We start from the raw sequence: 20,599 nt of genomic DNA, 5'->3' as shown, positions 1-20,599 counted from the left end.
ATCGCGGCGTTTTTGTTAGGCAATCACGGCGCGGTTCGATTTACGCGCTAATACCATCTTCTCAATATACTCTACGATGGGTTCTGTCACCGAAATCCCCGTGGTCTGCTCAATCCCTTCAATACCGGGAGCCGAGTTTACCTCAAGGATCAAGGGGCCGCGATTCGAACGTAAAATATCGACCCCCGCCACCACTAATCCCATGGCTTTCACTGCGGCGACGGCCATCTTGCGCTCTTCAGGCGTAATTTTCACTTTCTCGCCGCAGCCCCCTAAATGCAGATTGGAGCGAAAATCCCCTTCAGGCCCTTGGCGCTTCATCGAGGCCACGACTTTATCGCCCACGACAAAACAGCGAATATCACTACCATTGGATTCTTTAATATATTCCTGCACCATGATATTAGCTTTTAGCCCTAAAAATGCTTCGATAACGCTCTCGGCTGCGGTTTTCGTTTCCGCTAAAACCACTCCAATACCTTGGGTCCCTTCGAGAAGTTTGATCACTAGAGGGGCCCCCCCCACCATATTAATCAAATCGGGAATATCATTGGGTTTATTGGCAAATCCGGTAATTGGCATACCAATGCCTTTACGGGAAAGTAATTGTAGCGCCCGTAACTTGTCCCTTGAACGCGCGATTGAAATAGAGTCGTTGGCGGCAAACACACCCATCATTTCAAACTGGCGCACAACGGCACAACCGTAAAAGGTCACGCTAGCGTGAATGCGCGGAATAATGGCATCAAAGCCAGTTAACTCTTTGCCCTGATAGTGAATGCTCGGTTTGATGGAGTTGATATTCATGTAACAATTTAAGGTATTAATCACCACCGCTTCATGGCCACGGCTCTCACAGGCCGCCACTAAACGTCGGGTGGAATACAACTCAGGGAACTGGGATAAAATACCTATTTTCATTACCAAATGACCAAGTTAAACACTGTGATTGAAGCTCTGAGCACACTGCATCAGAAAGGGGCGCAGATATTTGTCTATTGCTGAGTGTAAAGCAAGAAAATATTCCTCACCAGACGAAAACCTAAGCCATAGCCAAACGTAAGATAATCTTCACAATTTAAGTTCACTATTTAGGAAGTAATGGAGTGATGTACTTTGCTTCAAACTCACTCGCATCTATGGGGCGTGAGAAAAGGTACCCCTGCAGTACGTCACAGTGTCTTTCGGTGCAAAACTCCGCTTGTTCAACGGTTTCAATCCCTTCTGCTACCGATGTGACATTAAAACCATAGGCAAAATTGAGTAATGCCGTGAGTAAACGCGTGTCCTTTTCATCCTTATCGTAGGATGCGATAAAACTCTTATCGATTTTTAATACACTGATAGGAAAGAGTTTAATATGTTCTAATGATGAAAAGCCTGTACCAAAATCATCTAGGGCAAATCGCACCCCAAGTTGCGCAATTTTATCCAGCACCTTTGCATGTTCATGGGGCTCTTCAATCAGGCAGTTTTCAGTGATCTCTAACTCCAGCGCAGTGGGTGAAAGCCCAGTTTCAGCAAGAGTTTTAACAATTTTCTCATAGAGATCGATATGACCAATTTGCGATGCGGACAGATTCACCGCCATGGTAAAACTGTGCCCAATCGGGGCTAAGAGGCTCTGCCATTGTTGTGCCTGCCGACACGCCTCAAGTAGTATCCAATCTCCAATTTCCTCCATCAATCCGATTTCCTCGGCAATGGGTAGGAATTGATCCGGCGAAATCAATCCATCTTGTGGATGCAACCAACGGATTAGCGCTTCCATACCGATAATTTGGTGTGTTTTCGAATCGACTTGCGCCTGATAGTAGACCTTAAGCTCGTTCTGCTTCAGCGCCATTCTCAGGCTTGACTCAATATGATTACGATAGCGCACTTCACGGTCTAACGCTTCGGAATAAAACTGGATCTGATTACGGCCCATTTTTTTCGCGCGATACATGGCAATATCAGCGCATTTCATTAACTCGGAGCTATCGGATGCGGCCTCGTTATAAAAGGCCACGCCAATACTGGCACCAATCATGACGTCGTTATCCCCTAGGCAAAACACTTCTTCGAAGGCCTTCAATAGGCGATTGGCAACGACCATAGGGAAATATTTATAGTCATTGTCGGTTACGAGCACCACAAACTCATCGCCGCCTAAGCGCGCAATAACATCGCCATCTCGCAATACCGAACTTAATCTCGATGCCACCTTCACCAATAAAATATCACCGGTTTGATGCCCTAATGTGTCATTAATCGCTTTAAAATCATCTAGATCGAGTAATATAACCGCTAGAAAGTCATTACTGCGTTTTGCCCTCGCTATCGCACGATTGAGGCACAACTCAAACCCATAGCGATTCATTAATTTGGTGAGTGAATCGTGCTCGGCCAATTCTTTGAGTTTTTGATGGCTGTTTCGTAAGGCCAGAGCCATAGAGGCACGCTGCTTAGCGTAGCGAATTGAACGGCTTAGAATTCTTGAATTAACTTCATCTTTAAGTAAAAAGTCTTGCGCGCCTAATTCGATGCAGCGCTGCGCCAGTTTTTCATCTTCGTAGCGACTCAGCATCAGCACCACGGTTTGCTCCTGAGTCATAGAGTTGAGTTTGATCAACACCTCTAAGCCATTAGCATCGGGCAATAAATAATCGAGTAATATACCGTCAAAATGACGCTCTAATGCTAGGTTTAAGCCATCGAAAGCACAGTTTGCCTCAACCACATTGAAGGCTAATTTTGACTGTCGTAGTGCCCGAACAATTGCGGTTCTATCGACTTCATCATCATCGATCAGTAGTAAATCCATATACAGGCCCTATACGCTTGGAAGCTCCACAATGCGCCAATATCCTTCCAACATATTAAAAATGTTGTTAAAACCGTCTTTAATATCCGTCTTCACCATATAACCTGCAACATGGTGACTGTACGCTCTCATCCTGTCCTCATCTGTGCTTGAGGTCGTTAGCATAAACACCACAGAGGAGGATAAAACAGGATTGGAGCGAATATGCTCAAGAAATTCGAAGCCATTCATTCGGGGCATATTGAGATCGAGCAAAATCAAATAGGAACCTTTTATGGTATCCGAGCGTGTCAGAATGGAGAGTGCTTCAAGCCCATCCCTCGCCCGTACAAGGGGATTGAGTAAGCGAAGCTGCTTCATCGCTCTCTGCACCGCCATGTAATCCACATCGTCATCGTCTACTAATAAAATGGTGACTTGTTTATAGTCGTGACTATTGCTCATCTCCCCTCCTTGTTGACTATGTGCATTGGCCAGCTAAACCTGAAACAGCAACCTCGCCCTTCTGATTCTAGTTGAATTTTTCCGCCGAAACTTTCTACGGTCTTTTTAACTAAAGACAGGCCTAAACCACTGCCTTCAACTTCGTCTCTTGGTCTAAGTGTTTGGAACATTTGGAACACCTTTCCATGAAAACTGCTGGAAATCCCTGGACCATCATCAATCACGCTGAACCAATAATGCTCATTCGACGCTTCGCACATCACTTTGATAACGCCTTCGCCCTTATCGTGGTGCTTAATCGCATTGCTTATTAAGTTTCTAATCACCAGTTCTAACAGGGTTTTTACAGTTTTAAGCGTAGGAAAATGTCCTTCAAACGCTAAGCTGAATCCCTGTGGTGGCGCCACTAAGGCGAACATATCCTCGACCAGTTGCCGCGTGTCGACTTCAACAATTTCAGCATCCACCCGTCCAATACGCGAAAACATCAATAGTCCATCGAGTAGCAACACCATCCGCTGAATACGGCTTTGGATTAACCCTAAATATTTTTGGACATTTTCATCGGTGTTTTCGGCCAGATCCTCACTTAACCAGTTAGTTAATTGCTCGATGCCACGCAGTGGGGATTTAAGATCGTGAGAAGCAATATAGGCAAACTGGTCAAGTTCCTTGTTGATGCGCTCAAGTTCGGCGGTATGTTCAATTCGCTGCGCTTCTATCCGCTTACGCTCCGACACATTGTTAATCGTCGCGAGGACCGACACGCCATTGCTGAAGTGGATCGGTGTCAGTCCAACTTCAATCGCTAGGCGCGTCCCATCCTTACAACAACCGAACAAGTCATCCCGTAGCGACATATTTTTCGCAATCGGCTGGACCAGGTAATTCCCCATATGTTGTTGATGTACCTCTCTCAGCGCTTCGGGAAGCAACATATTGATCGAACGGCCGAGTAGCTCATCCCTTGCGTAACCAAATAAGCGTTCAGCATGGGTATTAACCAAGGTAATAATGCCCGTCCTATCCACCATAAAGAGCGCGCTGGGTGAGGCTTCAATCACTAAGCGAAAGCGTTTTTCGTTGGCAATTAACTCTGCCGTTAATCGAGATTCTTGATATCGATTTCGCGCCATCGTCAACACTGAATAGAACAGCGCCAAGATAAACCCACAGCCAACAACCTGTAGCCATACACTTTGGGTTTGTTCAGAACTCGAGATAAAGCGTGACTCAGAGGACACCTCCAAGCGCCAGACTTGGCCTTCTATGGTTTCTAACTGGGATTGATAAAACACATCATCGGCGGAAGGAAGCACTTTATGGCTGCTAAACATTAGGCTATCGTTGCTGGCCTCCATCCCATCGTAAATCGCCAGTTTTAAACCCGAAAAACGCTTACCCATAATGCCTTGCATCAGATCATTCATTCGAAATGGGGCGTACACCACCCCAATGGCCTGTCGCTTACGTTCTTCCTCGGTCATGGGCTGACCGCGGTATAAAGGGACATACATTAAAATACCAGCCTGAGCATCATCAGGGGTTTCCTGCACTAAGGTAACCTTACCTGAGGCGGTTGGAAGACCTGTGGCAATGGCATGCAAAATAGCTGTGCGGCGGGTCGATTCGGAACACATATCAAAGCCAAATGCCCGTTGATTGCGCCAGTCGAATGGCTCTAAGTATTTAATTGCACAGTAGAGTTCTCTATCTCCCGAGGGGGTCACTCTATAATCAGCAAACCCTTCCTGTTGTACCTCTTGGATAAAAGCCTCCAAGGTTGCAGGTGTTAATAGTTGTGCAAAACCTAAGCCTTGTATTCCTGGGTAATACTCAGATAAACGCGCATTAGAAACATAGAGTTGCCATTCATGTCGCGTCACTCCATCAGAGGACAGAAATAGCCCTACACCACCGCGTAACACTTGTTCGTAGGCGGTCATTCGACTACTGACCGAACCAATAAGATCTTGAACATTATTATTAAATCGCTCTTCGCCACGGTCTCTTAAATACTCTTCGAGGACATACCAAGATATTCCCATAAAAAAAACGGCGGCGAGCAACATCAACCAGCTAGAGCTAATCACGCTGGCATAAACATTTTTTGAGGAGTTAAAAGAGCCGGGGAAACTATCCATGTCCATATTCGCTAATTCCCTAGCACCAAGTTGATGATAATAACTTCTCCAAGTGTTGTTGGTGTTTAAAGCAAATTCAAGTTTATCCGACTATTTAAGTAGGAATTAACTTAGAAATAAAAAATAAAGAGTTATGCGCTCAATCACAAAATTCAGCACTCGCTGAAATAGCCAAAAATAGCGCGACAATATGACACGCCCACGACGTCGCATTCCGGCATTACGGGAAGAAAATTTTACGTTTATTCGCAAAATTTTTTGCTTTTCTGCCACACTTTTTTTAGATAGAAAGGCGTTAGGAACAACAATGAGGAATTCGTTATGGCTCATATTACTGAAGTCGTGCCCAACGATACTGAAATTGAGGCAATGACCACCCCTAGAAACAGCAAAGCAGCCGAGGCAATGCTGCATAAGCGTGAAATTAAAAAACGCTTAGAAGATTACCTCGAACGCGCCGAGTTAAGACGTGCATTAGGAGATGACGACTTTTTCTAAGCTTACCGTTCCCTTGAGACGTTAGGTCACTCAGACCCTGCGTTTTCGATATAAGCCTCACCCAGCTCCTTGGGGCTGGGTGCAACAGTATACTGTTATTTTTATATTATTTTTTACCACTCTTATAGGCCTGAGTTTTTATCAGTAGCCATTCCGCTTTTGCCCCAAGATACACATAAGCCCCTAATCCAACTAATAATCCCACTACGGCTAGCATCATCCATATCGCAGGCTCTATATATTGTTTCTCCCCCAGAGAAGCCTTAAACATGGTCAATAAGGCTTCGATTGAAATAGCGATCAAGATGGTTGAAACAAATCGAGTGATGGTTCTACGGGTGGAACTGTGGCGAAAAATATCCTTATGCATTAACACTTCTTCCTCCAGAATCGTTTTACCTAGGTCGAAGATTGCTAAGGCTAAGGTCATAAAGATAATGATCCCAAAGGGTTGTAATGGATCTTGCCCGACATGATCCACTACAAATAAGCCGTAAATATCTCTAAGCGCAGTCCAAAGCAGCACCATGACGAGTACAAAAAGCCCAGCGACAATCAGACCATAGACGGCTTTAAAGGCCGGAGTCACCCGCCGACGAGCACTATCACCCATCATAAATTCAATCATGCGAGTCAAATCCACATCGACGACCAGATACCCCAGCTTTTGCTCCTGCTGAACAATCGCTAGTGATGCCGATAAACACAAGTTACCACTGGCATTGGATAAATAAGGTCGAGTGATATTCACTCCATCCGACTCATCCCGGTTAGTAAAATAGGGACGCTGGCTTCGGTCGCGATTGCCGCCAAGTGGAACTAACTTGATCTGCTGGTCAACCACTGCAATGTTTTGGCTAATTTGAACCCCTTGGGTATCGAGCAAATACATCAGTTCGACAAAGGGATAGCTTCCCGCAATCCCTTTCATGGCCTTGATATCGACTTTAGGTTGGTGAAATAAGTCCGCGTCGGCAATGCCGGTTAAAATCGACTCCATCAACTCATGCACTGTGGCCTCATACTCGTGATAACGCTCAATCACACTCAAATAGCTCATTGCAGCCATAACCTTCTCCCATTGACATCATCACATTGCTCACACAAGCAAAGCAGCTTTGATGCCACAAGAATAAGTCATTATTTAACATGCACTTATAAAGAATCATGCAAACATTCTCGCGCTAAAATCAACCGCCTTGCACCAAAATGATTCATTAAACCGATAGCTAGCTAGTCATTTAATCGACAATCTTCTATTGCTTCGGGCAGATACCTATAAATACAGCGGCTTTACCGCTATGATTAAGCTAATTTTTATCCCCTATGTAGCAACAGGATTACGGGAATGTCAGAGTCGTTAGCCCAGTATCAAGAAGATTTACGCCGCCTTTCCGATGAGCTTATCCGCATCCAAACACCGATTAAAATTTTGGATGCCATCAAATGGCCACGGGAAATGGAAGAGCGTTTTCTCTCCAGCAAAGGCTCAGTTCTACCTGCGATTACACAAGATTTTTATCAAAAAATTGCCCTGCCCTTCGAGCCCGTTAAAACACAGAGCGAATTACTTGAGCTTAAACAAGAAATCCACCGTCGCTTAGGTAAAAAAGACAAGCTGGGCAAGATATTAGTCGCTAACGTCGACCAATATCGCCTAGTTGTCGATATGCTGGGGCATAGAGGTACGCCCGTCTTTGGTCAACTAAGCCAAGAACTCTACGGCAGCGCCAGCCACAGATTGCATGGCGATCGCCACACGCTGCGCCAATTGGGCGATAAACTCAGTTATATCTTCTCATTGCCCGCTGCGCGGCATATGAATAAGCACCATCCTAAAATCATCAGTGCCCCCGAGGCTGTGCATGTACTCAGTCAGCGACTGGAAAAATACTTTCATAGCGATGATATGCGGGTACGTTTGAGTGACGGTATTGTGTCCGATGCCGCTGTGGGTGGCGATACGGTCAAACTCAATAGTAAGGCCATGTTCAGCGAGTCGGATCTCAATGTATACGAAGTCCATGAAGGTTGGGTGCATGTGGGCACCACGCTAAATGGTCGCGCTCAACCCCATGCAACTTGGCTCAGCGTTGGTTCTCCCCGTGTTGCAGCAACCCAAGAAGGGCTCGCAGTCTTACTTGAAATGCTCACACTGAGCTCAAATCCAGGCCGCGCCCGCCGTATTAGCGATCGTGTAGCTGCGGTAGATATGGCGGAAAATGGAGCCGATTTTATCGAGGTGTTCAATTATTTCAGAGAGTTAAATCTAAGCGCTAAGGATAGTTATCGGGTCACACAGAGGGTGTTTCGCGGGGGTATGGTCGAAGGCGGCAGCTTCTTTACCAAAGATATCTCCTATGTTCGTGGTTATGTTGAGAATATCAACTTTATCCGTAGCGCCATTACATCGGGTTTACCCGAGCTGATCCCCATGTTGTTTTTAGGCAAACTCGCCATTGAGGATATCCCTGTGCTCTACCAAGCCTGCCAAGAAGGCATACTCACGCAGCCAAAATATTTGCCGCCAATGTTCGACAACTTTAGCGGCCTATATGCTTGGTTTGGTTTCGCCTCAGGATTAGCTGGTATCGATTTGAAAGGGGTGCAACGTCACTTCACTCGCTTATTTAAAGATGTGCCCAGTATCAACCCAAGCCTCGAGTTACTCGACGACACTGAATTTGACAACAACTCGGACTAATATCCCTTTTACGACTTCTAAGGCTCACATTCAATGTGGGCCTTATGTATTAAGATTTAGTTCTCGATAGCAAATCCTTCACCATTACATTCTAGATAGTGTTCGCATGCAGGATATACTCCCCGACCACATTGATAAAAAATAATGGCGTTTCCACCGAGCTTCTGCACCTGAAGTTTTAGGTCCTTCTTCAAGTCATCAATATTAACCTTAATCGTTGGGTCTATGTCCGTTTTACAATATGTAGCAGAGACCTCGCCAAGACCAACATATTGATGCCGCGATAACTCAGCCATAGTGTAAACATCTACAGTTCCCGCGATCGCATTATTTAGAGCTACAGATCCTACGTTTGTGCGAAATGTTGCCCCGTTACATCCCGAAAGCAAGAACACTAACACCGGCAAATACTTTATTCCGTTGAGCATAAATCCATTCCATAGAGCATTGGAGCAATAACAGTATTTAGCTAATATCCCTAAATGCTGACAACACCTATAACAAGCACATCTAATTGGCTATAACACAATAAAAATTATCCTTTAAGCCCAATTCTCTAGCCAAATCCTATGGTCGTTAAGCTGTCATCCATACCAGTTTGGGTAAGGCATTCAAATCCAACATATCGCCACGGGTGGCAATAGCGAGCGCCTTAGGTTTAGTCTTTGGATCTTGATTCATCACCGTGACTAATCCCTGCTGCGCTCCGGGCTCGCCATGCACCAGAACCAAGGGAGGCTGATCTTCAAAATGCCGATACCAACGTAGTAACTCAGCCTGATCTGCATGGGCCGATAAGCCGCCGACTGTATGTAATGTAGCGGCAACTTTGATGCTATTACCATGAATAGTGAGTTCGTCGGTGCCATCGACCAAGGCGCGCCCAGGCGTGCCAAGTGCTTGATAACCACAGATAATCACATCACACTCTGGCCGCCACAGATTATGTTCCAAATGGCTACGGATCCGGCCACCGTTACACATGCCGCTCCCCGCAATAATGATCAACCCCTGATGTACATCGTTTAGGGCGATAGACTCTTCGGTGGTTTGAATAAATTCGACATTCGATAGTAAAGGATGTAGCCCCGGATGCTGGCGAGTAAAGCGCTTAAAATCATCGTCCATTAAGGGGTAGTTATTAACATACACCTGTGTCGCCTCAATCGCCATTGGACTATCGAGGCAGACTTTCCAGCGAGATAAGTCCCAATCTTTAGCATATAAATGAAATAGATATAAAAGCTCCTGCGCTCGCCCAACGGAGAAGGCTGGCAAGAGAATATTACCGCGGCTCTCGGTCACGGCCTTGGCAAAAATCGCCTTTAATTCGGCCAAGGTATCAGTCCAGCTACGGTGGAAACGATCGCCGTAGGTGCTTTCCATTAATACTAAATCTGCGGTGTCGACTAAGGTGGGATTACGTAAGATGGGCATGCCAGCCCGACCAAGATCGCCACTAAATACCAGCTTTTTCTGTGCCTTACCTTCGCCCAACCACAACTCAACCAACGCCGAGCCTAAAATATGCCCAGCATCGGATAAGCAGATATCCACATGGGGAATAATCTGCGTCACTTGCCCATATTCAAGCGATACAAATTGGGTGATGGCCTGCTCCGCATCTTCCACAGTAAATAGCGGCTCCAAGGGTTCTAACTCATGTTTGGCACGTTTTTTATTGGTTCTTTCGGTATCACGCACCTGCAACATAGCGGCATCTTTTAGCATGATGGCACACAGCTCGGCCGTCGCTTTGTGGGTAAAAATCGGCCCTGTGAAGCCGGCCTTGACCAACAAGGGTAAACGCCCCGAATGGTCAATATGGGCGTGACTCAAGACAACTGCTGAAATAGCTTCGGGGTCAAAGGAAAATCGTTCGTGATTGCGTAACTCGTCTGCCTTGCCGCCTTGGATAAGGCCGCAATCGAGAAGCAACTGCTGCCCAGCAACCGTGAGTAAATGGCACGACCCAGTAACTTCCTCGGTCGCCCCCAAAAACTGCAATGTCATCTGCATACCTTGCCTCCAGCACGTTTATCTCTTTTAAAGATAGACTATGCCCTTATTCCTAAAAGAAAAAGGAATAATTGGCAAACCATGATCAAAACCAACTTTCGATGTAAAACCTTGGGGATCAATAGCCTAACAAAGGATATAACTGACCTTGGCGCACCGTTTTATCGGCGTGTTTCAAGGTGCCATCCCGCTGCCATTGTTCGAGCAGCTGTTGCAATATGGGCTGCACTTCGGCCGCAGTCATACCGGCATAGATGTCCGCACTGTAGAGCAATTTCAATAAAATATAATCCAGCCCAGTGAGTAAATCCTGCGGGGTTTTATCATTGAAAATAGAGGGAAATACTTTCACCGAGTCATTTGGTAGGCCCATCACTTGGGTGAATTCTTCCACCACACAGGCCACTAATTTACCGTGCATTTGCGCTTGGTCGACGGGAATAATTACCCAGGCGCGCTCAATCTCATTCTGAGCGTTGAGGGCGAATTTGCCCATACAAACAGATCCATGAATACTACTGGCCGCACTCGCTCCCATAAGTCGCATCACCTCATCGGCCCATTGGGATTGGCGGGTAAAGACTAAATGCAAGTTAGCCTCTTCGAGCTTATCTACCTGCAAAATACTGTGACCCGTGATTTGCGCGAGATGACTTAAATGCATCTGCACTAATTGCGCATGCAAGCCATTATCCCCCACTTGATGCTCGACAAAGACGCGCACGGGTTTATGCCATTTTCGCACCCGGTGCTTATCTTTATCGTATTCATTTTTAAGGGCTATCTCATTGAAAGCTTGGATGATGTAGGCAGGATTTTTCCAATCTCGAATAGGTTTTGAAGCGAGATTGACTATGTCAGTCTCTTTGGGACTTAACGTTGGAGAAACCGATGCACAGAGTGGCGAAACAAAGGCTGCAAGTAGCGAAGCAATACTGACTAAGCCAATGAAGCTAATCACTTTTAAACGCTTTCGCCAGATTAACATCTTGTTATTCCCTCAGTTGCCTAGGCAACTTGATAGAAATCAAGGCAGTAGTCGCAATAAAGGCAGTCGAAATCCATAAACAAGCTACCAGTCCATAACTCTGATAGACCCAGCCAGAAAGCACTGTTCCAACTAAACGCCCCATAGCATTGGCCATATAGTAAAATCCAACATCAAGGGATACTGCTTCTTCACTAGCGTAACTCACGATTAAATAGCTGTGCAGTGAAGAGTTAATCGCAAACAGCCCCCCAAATAACAGCAACCCCAAGAGCAGACTCAGCTGTGGCGCGAGATTTAAGTACAAGCTGATGGCAATCAACGCGGGGACAAGAGTGAGAAGACTCGACCAAACTAAGGCGGTATAACCGTCGGGAATACGATGAGAGGCATCGGCTCGACTCGCTCCGGTGATCTTAGGCGCCAAGGTTTGCACTATGCCGTAACCTATCACCCAGAGCGCCAAAAAGCCGCCCACGGCCCAATGATCCCAGCCCAATTGGCTTGCCATATACACGGGCAGCGCCACCACAAACCACACATCCCTTGCGGCAAACAGGAAGAGTCGCGCCGCCGAGAGAATATTTACACTGCGGCTCTTCGAAAAAATCTCAGTAAACTTTGGTTTGTTCTTGGCTTTACCTAGATCCTTTTTCAGCAAGACGAGGCTCATGATCCACACAAACGCCAGCACCGTCATCATGGCGGTGATTGCCATGTTAAAACCTAACCAGGCCAACAAAGCACCGCCGAGGAAAAATCCCGCGCCCTTAAGGGCATTTTTAGAACCCGTTAATAAGGCTACCCACTGATAAAGTTTGCCCTGCTCACCTTTTGGCACCAGCAACTTAATCGCGCTTTTTGCGCTCATCTTATTGAGATCTTTAGCTATCCCCGAAAGCGCCTGCGCCGCCATCACCCAGGGCACGCCCGCGAGCCAGAGCGGTAAACTGGCCGCTGGCACCAATAACATCCCAAGTGCTAACACCTGCATGCCAAGGCCTAGATTCATGGTGCGATTTAGCCCTAGGCGGGCGCCGAGATAACCGCCCACCAGATTAGTGACTACACCAAAAATCTCATAGAACAAGAACAACATTGCAATCGCGAATGGCGTATAACCGAGATCGTGGAAATGCAGCACCACCAACATCCGCAGTGCGCCGTCAGTTAAGGTAAAACTCCAATAATTGAAGGTGATCAGCAAATATTGCCGCACAGCAGCGGGCAATTGCATCAGTTGTTCAAATAGCTTGGCAGCAGGCACTGTGCTCTCCTAACGCGGCAAATCAAGCTGGCCGACTAAGCGGGCGAGCTCTGCCGTACGGTTGGCATATCCCCACTCGTTGTCGTACCAAACGTATAGCTTTAACTGGGTACCATTCACCACCATGGTCGAGAGCGCATCGACAATGCTCGAACGGGGATCGGTTTTATAATCGACCGACACCAATGGACGCTCTTCATAGCCTAAAATGCTCTTAAGCTCGCCTTCGGCGGCGGTTTTCAGTAATGCATTCACTTCGGCTTCGGTCACACTGCGCTCAAGCTCGAACACGCAATCGGTGAGTGAAGCATTAGCCAGAGGCACCCGCACCGCATGGCCATTAAGCTTGCCCTTAAGCTCTGGGAAAATATGGGTAATCGCCGTCGCGCTGCCCGTGGTGGTTGGAATTAAACTCAAACCACAGGCGCGGGCACGGCGTAAATCTTTATGCGGCGCATCGAGAATTGTCTGAGTGTTAGTAATATCGTGGATAGTCGTCATGGAACCATGCCTGATGCCAATCTGCTCATGGATCACTTTCACCACAGGCGCGAGGCAATTGGTGGTGCAAGATGCGGCGGTGACGATTGGATGAATCGCTGGGTCGTATAATTGGTGATTCACACCCATCACCACATTTAACACACCCTCTTCTTTCACGGGAGCGGTGACAACGACCCGCTTAACACCTTGATCTAAATAAGCTTGCAGTAAGGCTTTGGTTTTCATCACGCCGGAGGCTTCAATCACCACATCGCATCCCGACCAATCGGTATCGGCAATGGCCTTATTACGTGTGGTAGGAATAGTTTTATCCTGAATGTGGATCTGCTCGCTACTCGCCATCACAGGATAACGCCAGCGACCATGGACTGAATCAAACTCAAGCAAATGGGCCAAGGTGGCCGCATCACCCGCCGGATCGTTGATCTGCACAAACTCAACATCATCCCATTCCCACGCCGCGCGCAGGGCTAAACGCCCCATACGCCCGAAGCCATTAATGCCAATTTTGATTGCCATGCTGATATTCCAATATGTTGATTTAAAATTTTGATGTCGCTAATCTTTATATTTTCTTAACAATACTAATAGGTTACTTACGTAATAACACCGCCATTGCCAAACATTTTGGATGACAATGGCGCCTTGTTAACGATTAAGGCAAAGCCGATAGCACGCCTTGCTTAACCAAATAACACCTTAGTCATTTAACCAAGTTTCGATTTCGTCACGGGTGGGAACTGAGCCGCTGTGGATTAACTCGCCATCGATCACAACCGCAGGGGTTTTCATTACGTTAAATTTCAATAGGGTTTGCGGATCGGTGTCCTTTTTCACAATCACATCTATGCCCATTTCTTCTGATATGTTCGCAATCATCTCAGCGGTTTTACTACATTTAGCGCAACCACTACCTAATACTTTGACTTGTTTCATGTTATTTCCTTAAAGATACGGTGCTGCAAAATTAAAAATCCAACCTACTAACGTAAATGCCGTCAATAGCACAACCAGCAGCACCGCCAACAGGCGCCACTGCATAACTTGTTTGAGTAAAATAAATTCGGGAAAACTGGCCGCCACTGTACTCATACAGAACGCCAGCGTAGTACCAATAGGCAAGCCATTCGCCAGCAAACTTTCCATCACTGGAATAATGCCAGTCGCATTCGAATACAGAGGGATGCCTACTAACACGGCCGCAGGCACAGACCACCATTGCCCCTGACCTAAATGGGTTTCAACCCACCCCTCTGGCACAAAACCGTGTAAAGCAGCGCCAAGACCCACACCGATAATGATCCACTTCCAAACGCGGCCAAAAATCTCAAGTGCCTCAGTTTTCGCAAATTGATGCCGCTCGGCAAAAGATAGGACTCGCTTAGTTGTAGAAACGGCATTCGATGCCGCCATTTGGCGTCCACGAACGAGGGCTTCGGCGGCGAAGGATTGCAACCAACGCTCGGCCTTAATCACATCGAGCAATAGTCCACCCAGCATACCTACTGTCATCCCCACAGCCACATATAGCAAGGTAAATTTCCAGCCGAGTAAACTCATCAGCAGTAGAACGGCGACCTCGTTGATCAAAGGTGAAGTGATCAAAAAAGCCATAGTGATCCCAAGGGGGATCCCTGCCGAAGTAAAACCTAAAAAGACAGGGATACTCGAGCAAGAACAAAAAGGCGTGATGGCACCAAAAATCGACCCCAGCACATAACCCGCGCCCTTATTCTTGCCCGCTAAATAATTTCGAACTCGCTCGACATCTAAGGAAGCCCGCAGCAAGGCGATGAGATAAATCATCACCAACAGCAATACAAAAATTTTACTGACATCTTCAACAAAAAAGTGCACGGCTGCGCCCAAGGCCGAACTCGCCTCTAGGCCAAACACGCCGTACACTAGCCAAGTCGCAAAATCAGTAAATATTTGGAACATATTGCTCCTTAATGCAATGCCGACCTACGTCCTTCGATGACTCAAGATTGAAACCAATGCCGCGTGCGATTAGCAAAGTACACCAGCGATAACATCACTGGCACCTCAACCAATACCCCGACCACAGTCGCTAAAGCAGCCCCCGAGTGCAAACCAAAGAGCGAGATCGCAACCGCCACGGCTAATTCAAAGAAGTTTGAAGAACCTATCATGCTCGCTGGTGCCGCAATCGCATGGGTTAACTTAAGTTTTAAGGCTAACCAATAGGTCAAGATAAAGATGCCATAACTCTGAATAATCAAAGGGATAGCAATGAGTAGAATATTCTGCGGTTGACTCACAATGGTCTTAGCTTGAAAGCCAAATAACAGCACCACAGTTGCGAGTAGCCCAATCACAGACCAAGGTTTGAGTTTAGCCAGCAACTGCGGTACGGCACTCGCATCGTGGCGAGCCTCGAGGCGTTTTCGAGTCGCGACACCCGCAATCAAAGGCAGTAACACATAGAGGACTACGGAAAGTAATAGAGTTTCCCATGGCACTTGAATATCGCTCACACCGAGCAATAATGCCGAGAGTGGCGCGAATAGAAACACCATAATGATATCGTTAACAGAGACTTGCACTAAGGTGTAGTTAGGATCGCCTTTAGTCAATTGGCTCCACACAAACACCATAGCAGTACAAGGCGCCACTCCAAGTAATATCATTCCCGCGATATATTCACTGGCAGTTTGAGGGTCAACCCAATCGGCAAATATTAACTTAAAAAATAACCAGCCCAACAATGCCATAGTGAAAGGTTTGACTAGCCAGTTGATGATGAGCGTTAACATCAATCCTTTCGGTGCTTTCCCGACATCTTTCACTGCGGAAAAATCAATTTGCACCATCATGGGATAAATCATTACCCAGATAAACAGGGCTATCACTAAGTTAACATGGGCAAATTCGAGGGCAGCCACAGCGGCAAACACACCCGGAGCCAGATTTCCAAACACAACCCCGGCAAGAATACTCAAGCCAACCCAAACACTTAAATAGCGTTCAAAGATCCCCATAACGTCCTCTACTCACAAAATGCTTCCTTTTAAACTCAGCAACAGGCTTTAGCGCGTTCGGGACGACCACCCATGTTGCACAGGTTCTTCATACTCTCAGCTAAAAACGCGCTGTTGGCCTCACAACTTTGTGCTAATACTTGCCGACACCAAGGACTAAGCTCTTGATTTATTTGATAAAATACCCATTGACCTTGGCGTCTATCGACTAAGATCTCTGCTTTTTTTAACTGCGCTAAATGCCTCGAGATCTTAGGTTGGATCTCCGACAGCGCGGCCATTAATTCACAGACGCACAGCTCACCTTCCCGCTGGATCAGCAGTAAACATTTCAGCCGAGTCTCATCGGCAAGAGCCTTAAAAAATGCGACGGGTTGCATGAAATAGCCCTGTACAAATCGAACAGATATATGGGAAATAGTATATATGTAAAAACATATATATCTAGTCACCATAACCAAAATAAATTCTGTATATCACCCATTTATATATAAGAAAGGTGTTATTTGAATCAGATCACATCAACTCAATTGACATAAAAACCATTAATTGCAAATGATAATGGTTGACATTAAAATCCGTGTTGAGCTAAAGGTTATGGCGCAAAATGTTGTTTTCTCTCCTCTACCACACCATCAAGCCAAAGCTAAGCAATCATAAAAACATTAGATACCGCCAAAATTCGGAGCCTAACCATATGTCTACTAAAGGCATTTTTCGTGTATCCCTGATTCAAATCGCTATATTAGGTGTACTTACTCAAACAGTTTATGCCGAAGAATCCAGGCCCAATATCGAACACCTCGAAGTCAAAGGTATTCGCCAACCCTTTAGGGGAGATGTGCCACTGAAAGCTCAGCCGCAGGCGGTAGAAAGCTTGTCTATGGAGCAAATTAGCGATGCAGGTATATCGACGCTGATGGATGCGCTGGATTTATCGAGTTCAGTCAATCGCCAAAATAATTTTGGTGGTATGTGGGACAGTTTCGCCGTGCGCGGCTTTGTGGGCGATGAAAACGTTCCCTCGGGCTACCTAGTTAATGGTTATGATGCGGGACGTGGTTTTGGTGGTACCCGCGATACTGCGAACGTAGAAAGTATCGAAATCATGAAAGGGCCAGGTTCTGCGCTTTACGGCCGTGCAGAACCCGGTGGCACTATTAATATCATCACCAAAAAACCTAAATTCTCCCAAGAAGGCTATCTGCAAGCCAGTGCAGGTCGCTGGGATAATTATCGCCTTGAGGGTGATTATACTAACGCCATTACCGACGATTTAGCCTTTAGGGTTAACGGTGCAATTGAAGACAAGGGCAGTTTCCGCAATCCCGTTGATTCGGAAAAACGTGTTTTAACTCCGTCTTTGCTTTGGGTAGCAAGTGATGCAACGCGTCTTAGCTATGAACTGGAATATGCAAACCAAAAAGTCCCCTTCGACCGTGGCATTGTGGCTATCAACGGCGACATTAAAGCCTTACCCATTGATAGATATCTAGCTGAAGCCAGCGATGGCGCGACCCAAATTGATCTGTTAGCCCACCAACTGACCTTAGAACATGAATTTGGTAACTGGAGTTTGTTATCGGGGATAAGCTACCGCGACACAGGACTTGAAGGCTACTCAAGCGATCCTGAACTAGTGAAAAGTCGTCAAATGCTCAACATCGACGGTGAAACCCTTAGCCGGCAGCATAACTACCGTAATTTTACCTCAACAGACTTATCGGGTCGCGTTGAACTAAGCGGCAAAGTCGAAACTGGCGATATTAGCCACCACATTCTTATTGGCGCAGACGGCTATCACTTCCATTTCGACAAATATTGGGAGCGCTTCCGCCCAACACCAGGTGACACCACCTACAGCATCAATGTTTATAATCCAGTGTATGGACAAATTGCGCCCGAGGGCACCCTGCTCTACAACCAAGTCGAGACTCAGGATAACTACGGGATCTATCTGCAGGATCAACTCGATCTCAGCGAAAAATGGAAGCTGACCTTAGGTGGCCGCTTTGACAGTTTCGAGCAAAACATTGAAAACCATAAAAATCAGACAGAATCCAATCAGAGCCAAAATGTCTTTAGTCCAAGAGCCGGTATCGTTTACGAATGGCAACCTTGGTTAAGTCTCTATGGCAGTTACTCTGAAGGTTTCCGCCCTAACACAGGTTCGGATTCTCGCGGTGTCGCATTCGAGCCCGAAGAGAGTAAATCCTATGAGCTAGGTACTAAGTTTGAGTTAGAAAACCTGATAGGCTCTATCGCCCTCTTCCGCGCCGAAAAGAGTAATGTGCTAACAGCCGATCCGGTGAATTCAGGTTTTTCTGCTGCATTGGGTAAAGCCGATAGCCAAGGGATTGAGCTGGATTTGGCTGCCTATCTGACGGCCAATACTCAGTTGCTGTTGTCCTACGCCTATACCGATGCCAAGACGGCGAACGATATTCTCAACGTCGATTGGGGTGTGAGCATTCCCGAAGGCAGCCGTTTAATCAACATCCCAAAACACAATGGTCATCTCACGCTCAAACATGATACTTCACTGTTTGGTTCCGATGCCTCCGCAGGGGCGACATTACTTTATGTGGGCGATCGCTTGGGTGAAACTATTGATCCAAGTTATATACTGCCGGCATATACCTTAGTGAATCTATTTAGCACCTACGCGTTAAATCAAGATCTTAGCCTGCAATTTAATATCACTAACCTGTTCGACGAAGTTTACTATCAAAGCTCTTACTCATCGATGTGGACTATGCCAGGCGAGCCACGCAGCTACAAAGTCAGCCTGCGTTACAATTTCTAAATGCTGCTGATTCGTTTCCAATAAAAAAGCCCCAGCATCTGTCTGGGGCTTTTTACTCGGGAATAAATTACAATCCGCGCAGCCATTCCTGCCTGAGTGGAATGCTGCGCGGCGCATTAATGGCCAGCTCGACCTGTGCCAGCAATTTCGCCTTGTCCTTTCCTAATACGCCCTTGAGCACTAAGTAATTGGAGGCATGGTCGGATCTAAATATCGTCTGCTCTAATTCCAAATGATCCAATAAAGTATGCATTTCTTGGAATAAACCCAGCTGATCCGGTAACTGAAACTGACCATCAAACACGGCATCCATCCGCTCTGTGCCTAAGGGTAAAGTCACCACTAAGGTGGAGAGATAATCCGGCTGGGCGGCATTCATCAATTTGGCAGAGTTAATGGCATGTTGTTGCGATAGCGCCACACCGCCTAAGCCGTTGAGGATCATCACCGAAGACTTCATCCCCGCTGCGCGAATTTTTTGTAATGCCGCCAGCGATGATTCGAAGGTTTCGCCCTTTTTAATTTTGGCCAGCACTTCGTCATCACCACTTTCACAGCCAACATAGAGTAAAGACAACCCGAGTTCACGCAGACGTGCTAGCTGTTCTGGAGTTTTATTATTCAGATTGCGCGGCAAACAATAACTACTGATCCGCGTCACCTGTGGCAAGTGGGTATGGATTAACTCACAAATCGCTTCAAGGCGTGCAAAGGGTAAGCTCATCGCATCACCATCGGCCAAAAACACACGCGATACTGGCATTCCAGAACGGGCAATAGCGATAATATCTTGTTCAATCTTATCGAGCTTTTGTGCTCTAAAGGCTTTTTGCGGCTGAGTGTACATATCGCAAAAACTACACTGATTCCAACTACAACCGTTAGTCACTTGCAGTATCAATGACTTCCATTCTGAGGGCGGTCTAAACACTGGCTCAATATAGTTAATTAACACTGCAAACTCCTGTTAAGTAAGATAAATTAAGCGATGACTTGATGGTAAGTTTCCACATGAAAAGACTCGACTAAATCCGGCATCACCTGATGGAAATAATGCTGAATGGCATCCTTAGCGCAGTGCTCATCGAACGCGGTGATATCGACAAACTTCTCCACAAAAGTCACGCGGCGCGGTTCATCACGGCTAACGTTAAGTTCATAACGGATGCAGCCCGCTTCGCGGCGTGTATCGGGGATCAGCGAAGCAAGCGCCGCGATAAGCGCCTCAGTTTTGTCTTCCTTAGCTAAAAAGCTTGCGACACAAACTATTTGTTGTTGATTGATTTTATAGTCCGTAACTATAGCCATTTAATTTCCTTAATATGATGTAAATTCAAACACTAAAAAACTGTTCACTCAGGTTGGTAGCGCATATCAATATGGGGAATGCCATCTTCCAAATACATTTCGGAACAGG

19 protein-coding genes are annotated in these 20,599 nt (G+C 46.4%); 3 read left to right on the top strand and 16 right to left on the bottom strand.

All coding sequences use genetic code 11. The features are described 5' to 3' along the window. Positions 1 to 15: 15 nt before the first annotated feature. From rimK to ACK5NH_RS17225, 4 genes are all read right to left on the bottom strand, one after another. A complete protein-coding gene (gene rimK / locus ACK5NH_RS17240; RefSeq protein ID WP_416922063.1) occupies positions 16 to 921 on the bottom strand; it encodes a 30S ribosomal protein S6--L-glutamate ligase in 906 nt (301 codons plus the stop codon). A gap of 166 nt (positions 922 to 1,087) precedes the next feature. After that, entirely contained in the window at positions 1,088 to 2,806 is a 1,719-nt protein-coding gene (locus tag ACK5NH_RS17235; protein ID WP_416922061.1) for a putative bifunctional diguanylate cyclase/phosphodiesterase, read from the bottom strand. A gap of 9 nt (positions 2,807 to 2,815) precedes the next feature. Then, a complete protein-coding gene (locus tag ACK5NH_RS17230) occupies positions 2,816 to 3,250 on the bottom strand; it encodes a response regulator (RefSeq protein ID WP_416922059.1) in 435 nt (144 codons plus the stop codon). Then, positions 3,247 to 5,400, bottom strand: a complete 2,154-nt coding sequence (locus tag ACK5NH_RS17225) for a CHASE domain-containing protein (RefSeq protein ID WP_416922057.1) — start codon at positions 5,398 to 5,400, stop codon at positions 3,247 to 3,249. Before ACK5NH_RS17225 ends, ACK5NH_RS17230 begins: the two co-directional genes overlap by 4 nt. Before the next feature lie 315 nt (positions 5,401 to 5,715). Between ACK5NH_RS17225 and ACK5NH_RS17220 the strand changes: the two genes are divergently transcribed. Then, positions 5,716 to 5,892 (top strand): PA3496 family putative envelope integrity protein, encoded by a 177-nt coding sequence (locus ACK5NH_RS17220; RefSeq protein ID WP_416922055.1) that lies wholly within the window; start codon positions 5,716 to 5,718, stop codon positions 5,890 to 5,892. A 106-nt stretch (positions 5,893 to 5,998) separates the two neighbouring features. Here ACK5NH_RS17220 and ACK5NH_RS17215 read toward each other — a convergent pair whose 3' ends face one another. Continuing rightward, positions 5,999 to 6,961: a PDC sensor domain-containing protein gene (locus tag ACK5NH_RS17215; protein WP_416922053.1), complete on the bottom strand. Its 963-nt coding sequence runs from the start codon at positions 6,959 to 6,961 to the stop codon at positions 5,999 to 6,001. Positions 6,962 to 7,240: 279 nt separating this feature from the next. On the opposite strand from ACK5NH_RS17215, the gene ACK5NH_RS17210 reads away from it, so the two are divergent. Next, entirely contained in the window at positions 7,241 to 8,596 is a 1,356-nt protein-coding gene (locus ACK5NH_RS17210) for a flavohemoglobin expression-modulating QEGLA motif protein (protein ID WP_416922051.1), read from the top strand. 56 nt (positions 8,597 to 8,652) lie between these two features. On the opposite strand, the gene ACK5NH_RS17205 is transcribed toward ACK5NH_RS17210, so the two are convergent. The 9 genes from ACK5NH_RS17205 to ACK5NH_RS17165 form a co-directional block, all read right to left on the bottom strand. Continuing rightward, on the bottom strand, positions 8,653 to 9,024 hold the full coding sequence (locus ACK5NH_RS17205) for a hypothetical protein (RefSeq protein WP_416922048.1): 372 nt from the start codon (positions 9,022 to 9,024) through the stop codon (positions 8,653 to 8,655). A gap of 148 nt (positions 9,025 to 9,172) precedes the next feature. Continuing rightward, positions 9,173 to 10,615, bottom strand: a complete 1,443-nt coding sequence (locus ACK5NH_RS17200; RefSeq protein ID WP_416922046.1) for an MBL fold metallo-hydrolase RNA specificity domain-containing protein — start codon at positions 10,613 to 10,615, stop codon at positions 9,173 to 9,175. Positions 10,616 to 10,733: 118 nt separating this feature from the next. Beyond that, the gene (locus ACK5NH_RS17195; RefSeq protein WP_416922044.1) at positions 10,734 to 11,603 is read right to left on the bottom strand and encodes a DUF2927 domain-containing protein; all 870 of its coding nucleotides are present in this window, start codon (positions 11,601 to 11,603) and stop codon (positions 10,734 to 10,736) included. A gap of 4 nt (positions 11,604 to 11,607) precedes the next feature. Further along, entirely contained in the window at positions 11,608 to 12,870 is a 1,263-nt protein-coding gene (gene arsJ, locus ACK5NH_RS17190; protein WP_416922042.1) for an organoarsenical effux MFS transporter ArsJ, read from the bottom strand. Positions 12,871 to 12,879: 9 nt separating this feature from the next. After that, positions 12,880 to 13,893, bottom strand: a complete 1,014-nt coding sequence (locus ACK5NH_RS17185) for an ArsJ-associated glyceraldehyde-3-phosphate dehydrogenase (RefSeq protein WP_416922040.1) — start codon at positions 13,891 to 13,893, stop codon at positions 12,880 to 12,882. Positions 13,894 to 14,073: 180 nt separating this feature from the next. Beyond that, positions 14,074 to 14,310: a thioredoxin family protein gene (locus tag ACK5NH_RS17180; protein WP_416922038.1), complete on the bottom strand. Its 237-nt coding sequence runs from the start codon at positions 14,308 to 14,310 to the stop codon at positions 14,074 to 14,076. 9 nt (positions 14,311 to 14,319) lie between these two features. Continuing rightward, positions 14,320 to 15,315 carry a permease gene (locus tag ACK5NH_RS17175; protein ID WP_416922037.1) on the bottom strand — a complete coding sequence of 332 codons (996 nt, stop codon included), beginning with the start codon at positions 15,313 to 15,315 and terminating at the stop codon, positions 14,320 to 14,322. A gap of 41 nt (positions 15,316 to 15,356) precedes the next feature. After that, entirely contained in the window at positions 15,357 to 16,376 is a 1,020-nt protein-coding gene (arsB, locus tag ACK5NH_RS17170) for an ACR3 family arsenite efflux transporter (protein ID WP_416922035.1), read from the bottom strand. 35 nt (positions 16,377 to 16,411) lie between these two features. Next, complete coding sequence (locus ACK5NH_RS17165) at positions 16,412 to 16,756, bottom strand: metalloregulator ArsR/SmtB family transcription factor (protein ID WP_416922032.1); 345 nt, start codon at positions 16,754 to 16,756, stop codon at positions 16,412 to 16,414. Positions 16,757 to 17,073: 317 nt separating this feature from the next. On the opposite strand from ACK5NH_RS17165, the gene ACK5NH_RS17160 reads away from it, so the two are divergent. Further along, the gene (locus ACK5NH_RS17160) at positions 17,074 to 19,182 is read left to right on the top strand and encodes a TonB-dependent siderophore receptor (RefSeq protein WP_416922030.1); all 2,109 of its coding nucleotides are present in this window, start codon (positions 17,074 to 17,076) and stop codon (positions 19,180 to 19,182) included. Between the two features lie 67 nt (positions 19,183 to 19,249). Here the strand turns inward: ACK5NH_RS17160 and ACK5NH_RS17155 are convergent, their stop codons facing one another. Together ACK5NH_RS17155 and ACK5NH_RS17150 are read right to left on the bottom strand one after the other, a co-directional pair. Next, positions 19,250 to 20,137, bottom strand: coding sequence for a radical SAM protein (locus tag ACK5NH_RS17155; protein WP_416922028.1), 888 nt, complete (start codon positions 20,135 to 20,137; stop codon positions 19,250 to 19,252). Between the two features lie 26 nt (positions 20,138 to 20,163). Then, a complete protein-coding gene (locus ACK5NH_RS17150; protein WP_416922026.1) occupies positions 20,164 to 20,490 on the bottom strand; it encodes a putative quinol monooxygenase in 327 nt (108 codons plus the stop codon). Positions 20,491 to 20,599: the final 109 nt, after the last annotated feature.

Source organism: Shewanella sp., assembly GCF_047975355.1.
GTDB lineage: Bacteria > Pseudomonadota > Gammaproteobacteria > Enterobacterales > Shewanellaceae > Shewanella.
The sequence above is the reverse complement of the archived record's forward strand: the minus strand, read 5'-3'. Positions and strand labels throughout refer to the sequence as shown.

Coding starts and splice junctions, on each gene's coding strand:
- rimK (WP_416922063.1), bottom strand. CDS start 921: ATGAAAATAGGTATTTTATCCCAGTTCCCTGAGTTGTATTCCACCCGA.
- ACK5NH_RS17235 (WP_416922061.1), bottom strand. CDS start 2,806: ATGGATTTACTACTGATCGATGATGATGAAGTCGATAGAACCGCAATT.
- ACK5NH_RS17230 (WP_416922059.1), bottom strand. CDS start 3,250: ATGAGCAATAGTCACGACTATAAACAAGTCACCATTTTATTAGTAGAC.
- ACK5NH_RS17225 (WP_416922057.1), bottom strand. CDS start 5,400: ATGGACATGGATAGTTTCCCCGGCTCTTTTAACTCCTCAAAAAATGTT.
- ACK5NH_RS17220 (WP_416922055.1), top strand. CDS start 5,716: ATGGCTCATATTACTGAAGTCGTGCCCAACGATACTGAAATTGAGGCA.
- ACK5NH_RS17215 (WP_416922053.1), bottom strand. CDS start 6,961: ATGGCTGCAATGAGCTATTTGAGTGTGATTGAGCGTTATCACGAGTAT.
- ACK5NH_RS17210 (WP_416922051.1), top strand. CDS start 7,241: ATGTCAGAGTCGTTAGCCCAGTATCAAGAAGATTTACGCCGCCTTTCC.
- ACK5NH_RS17205 (WP_416922048.1), bottom strand. CDS start 9,024: ATGCTCAACGGAATAAAGTATTTGCCGGTGTTAGTGTTCTTGCTTTCG.
- ACK5NH_RS17200 (WP_416922046.1), bottom strand. CDS start 10,615: ATGCAGATGACATTGCAGTTTTTGGGGGCGACCGAGGAAGTTACTGGG.
- ACK5NH_RS17195 (WP_416922044.1), bottom strand. CDS start 11,603: ATGTTAATCTGGCGAAAGCGTTTAAAAGTGATTAGCTTCATTGGCTTA.
- ACK5NH_RS17185 (WP_416922040.1), bottom strand. CDS start 13,893: ATGGCAATCAAAATTGGCATTAATGGCTTCGGGCGTATGGGGCGTTTA.
- ACK5NH_RS17180 (WP_416922038.1), bottom strand. CDS start 14,310: ATGAAACAAGTCAAAGTATTAGGTAGTGGTTGCGCTAAATGTAGTAAA.
- ACK5NH_RS17175 (WP_416922037.1), bottom strand. CDS start 15,315: ATGTTCCAAATATTTACTGATTTTGCGACTTGGCTAGTGTACGGCGTG.
- arsB (WP_416922035.1), bottom strand. CDS start 16,376: ATGGGGATCTTTGAACGCTATTTAAGTGTTTGGGTTGGCTTGAGTATT.
- ACK5NH_RS17165 (WP_416922032.1), bottom strand. CDS start 16,756: ATGCAACCCGTCGCATTTTTTAAGGCTCTTGCCGATGAGACTCGGCTG.
- ACK5NH_RS17160 (WP_416922030.1), top strand. CDS start 17,074: ATGTCTACTAAAGGCATTTTTCGTGTATCCCTGATTCAAATCGCTATA.
- ACK5NH_RS17150 (WP_416922026.1), bottom strand. CDS start 20,490: ATGGCTATAGTTACGGACTATAAAATCAATCAACAACAAATAGTTTGT.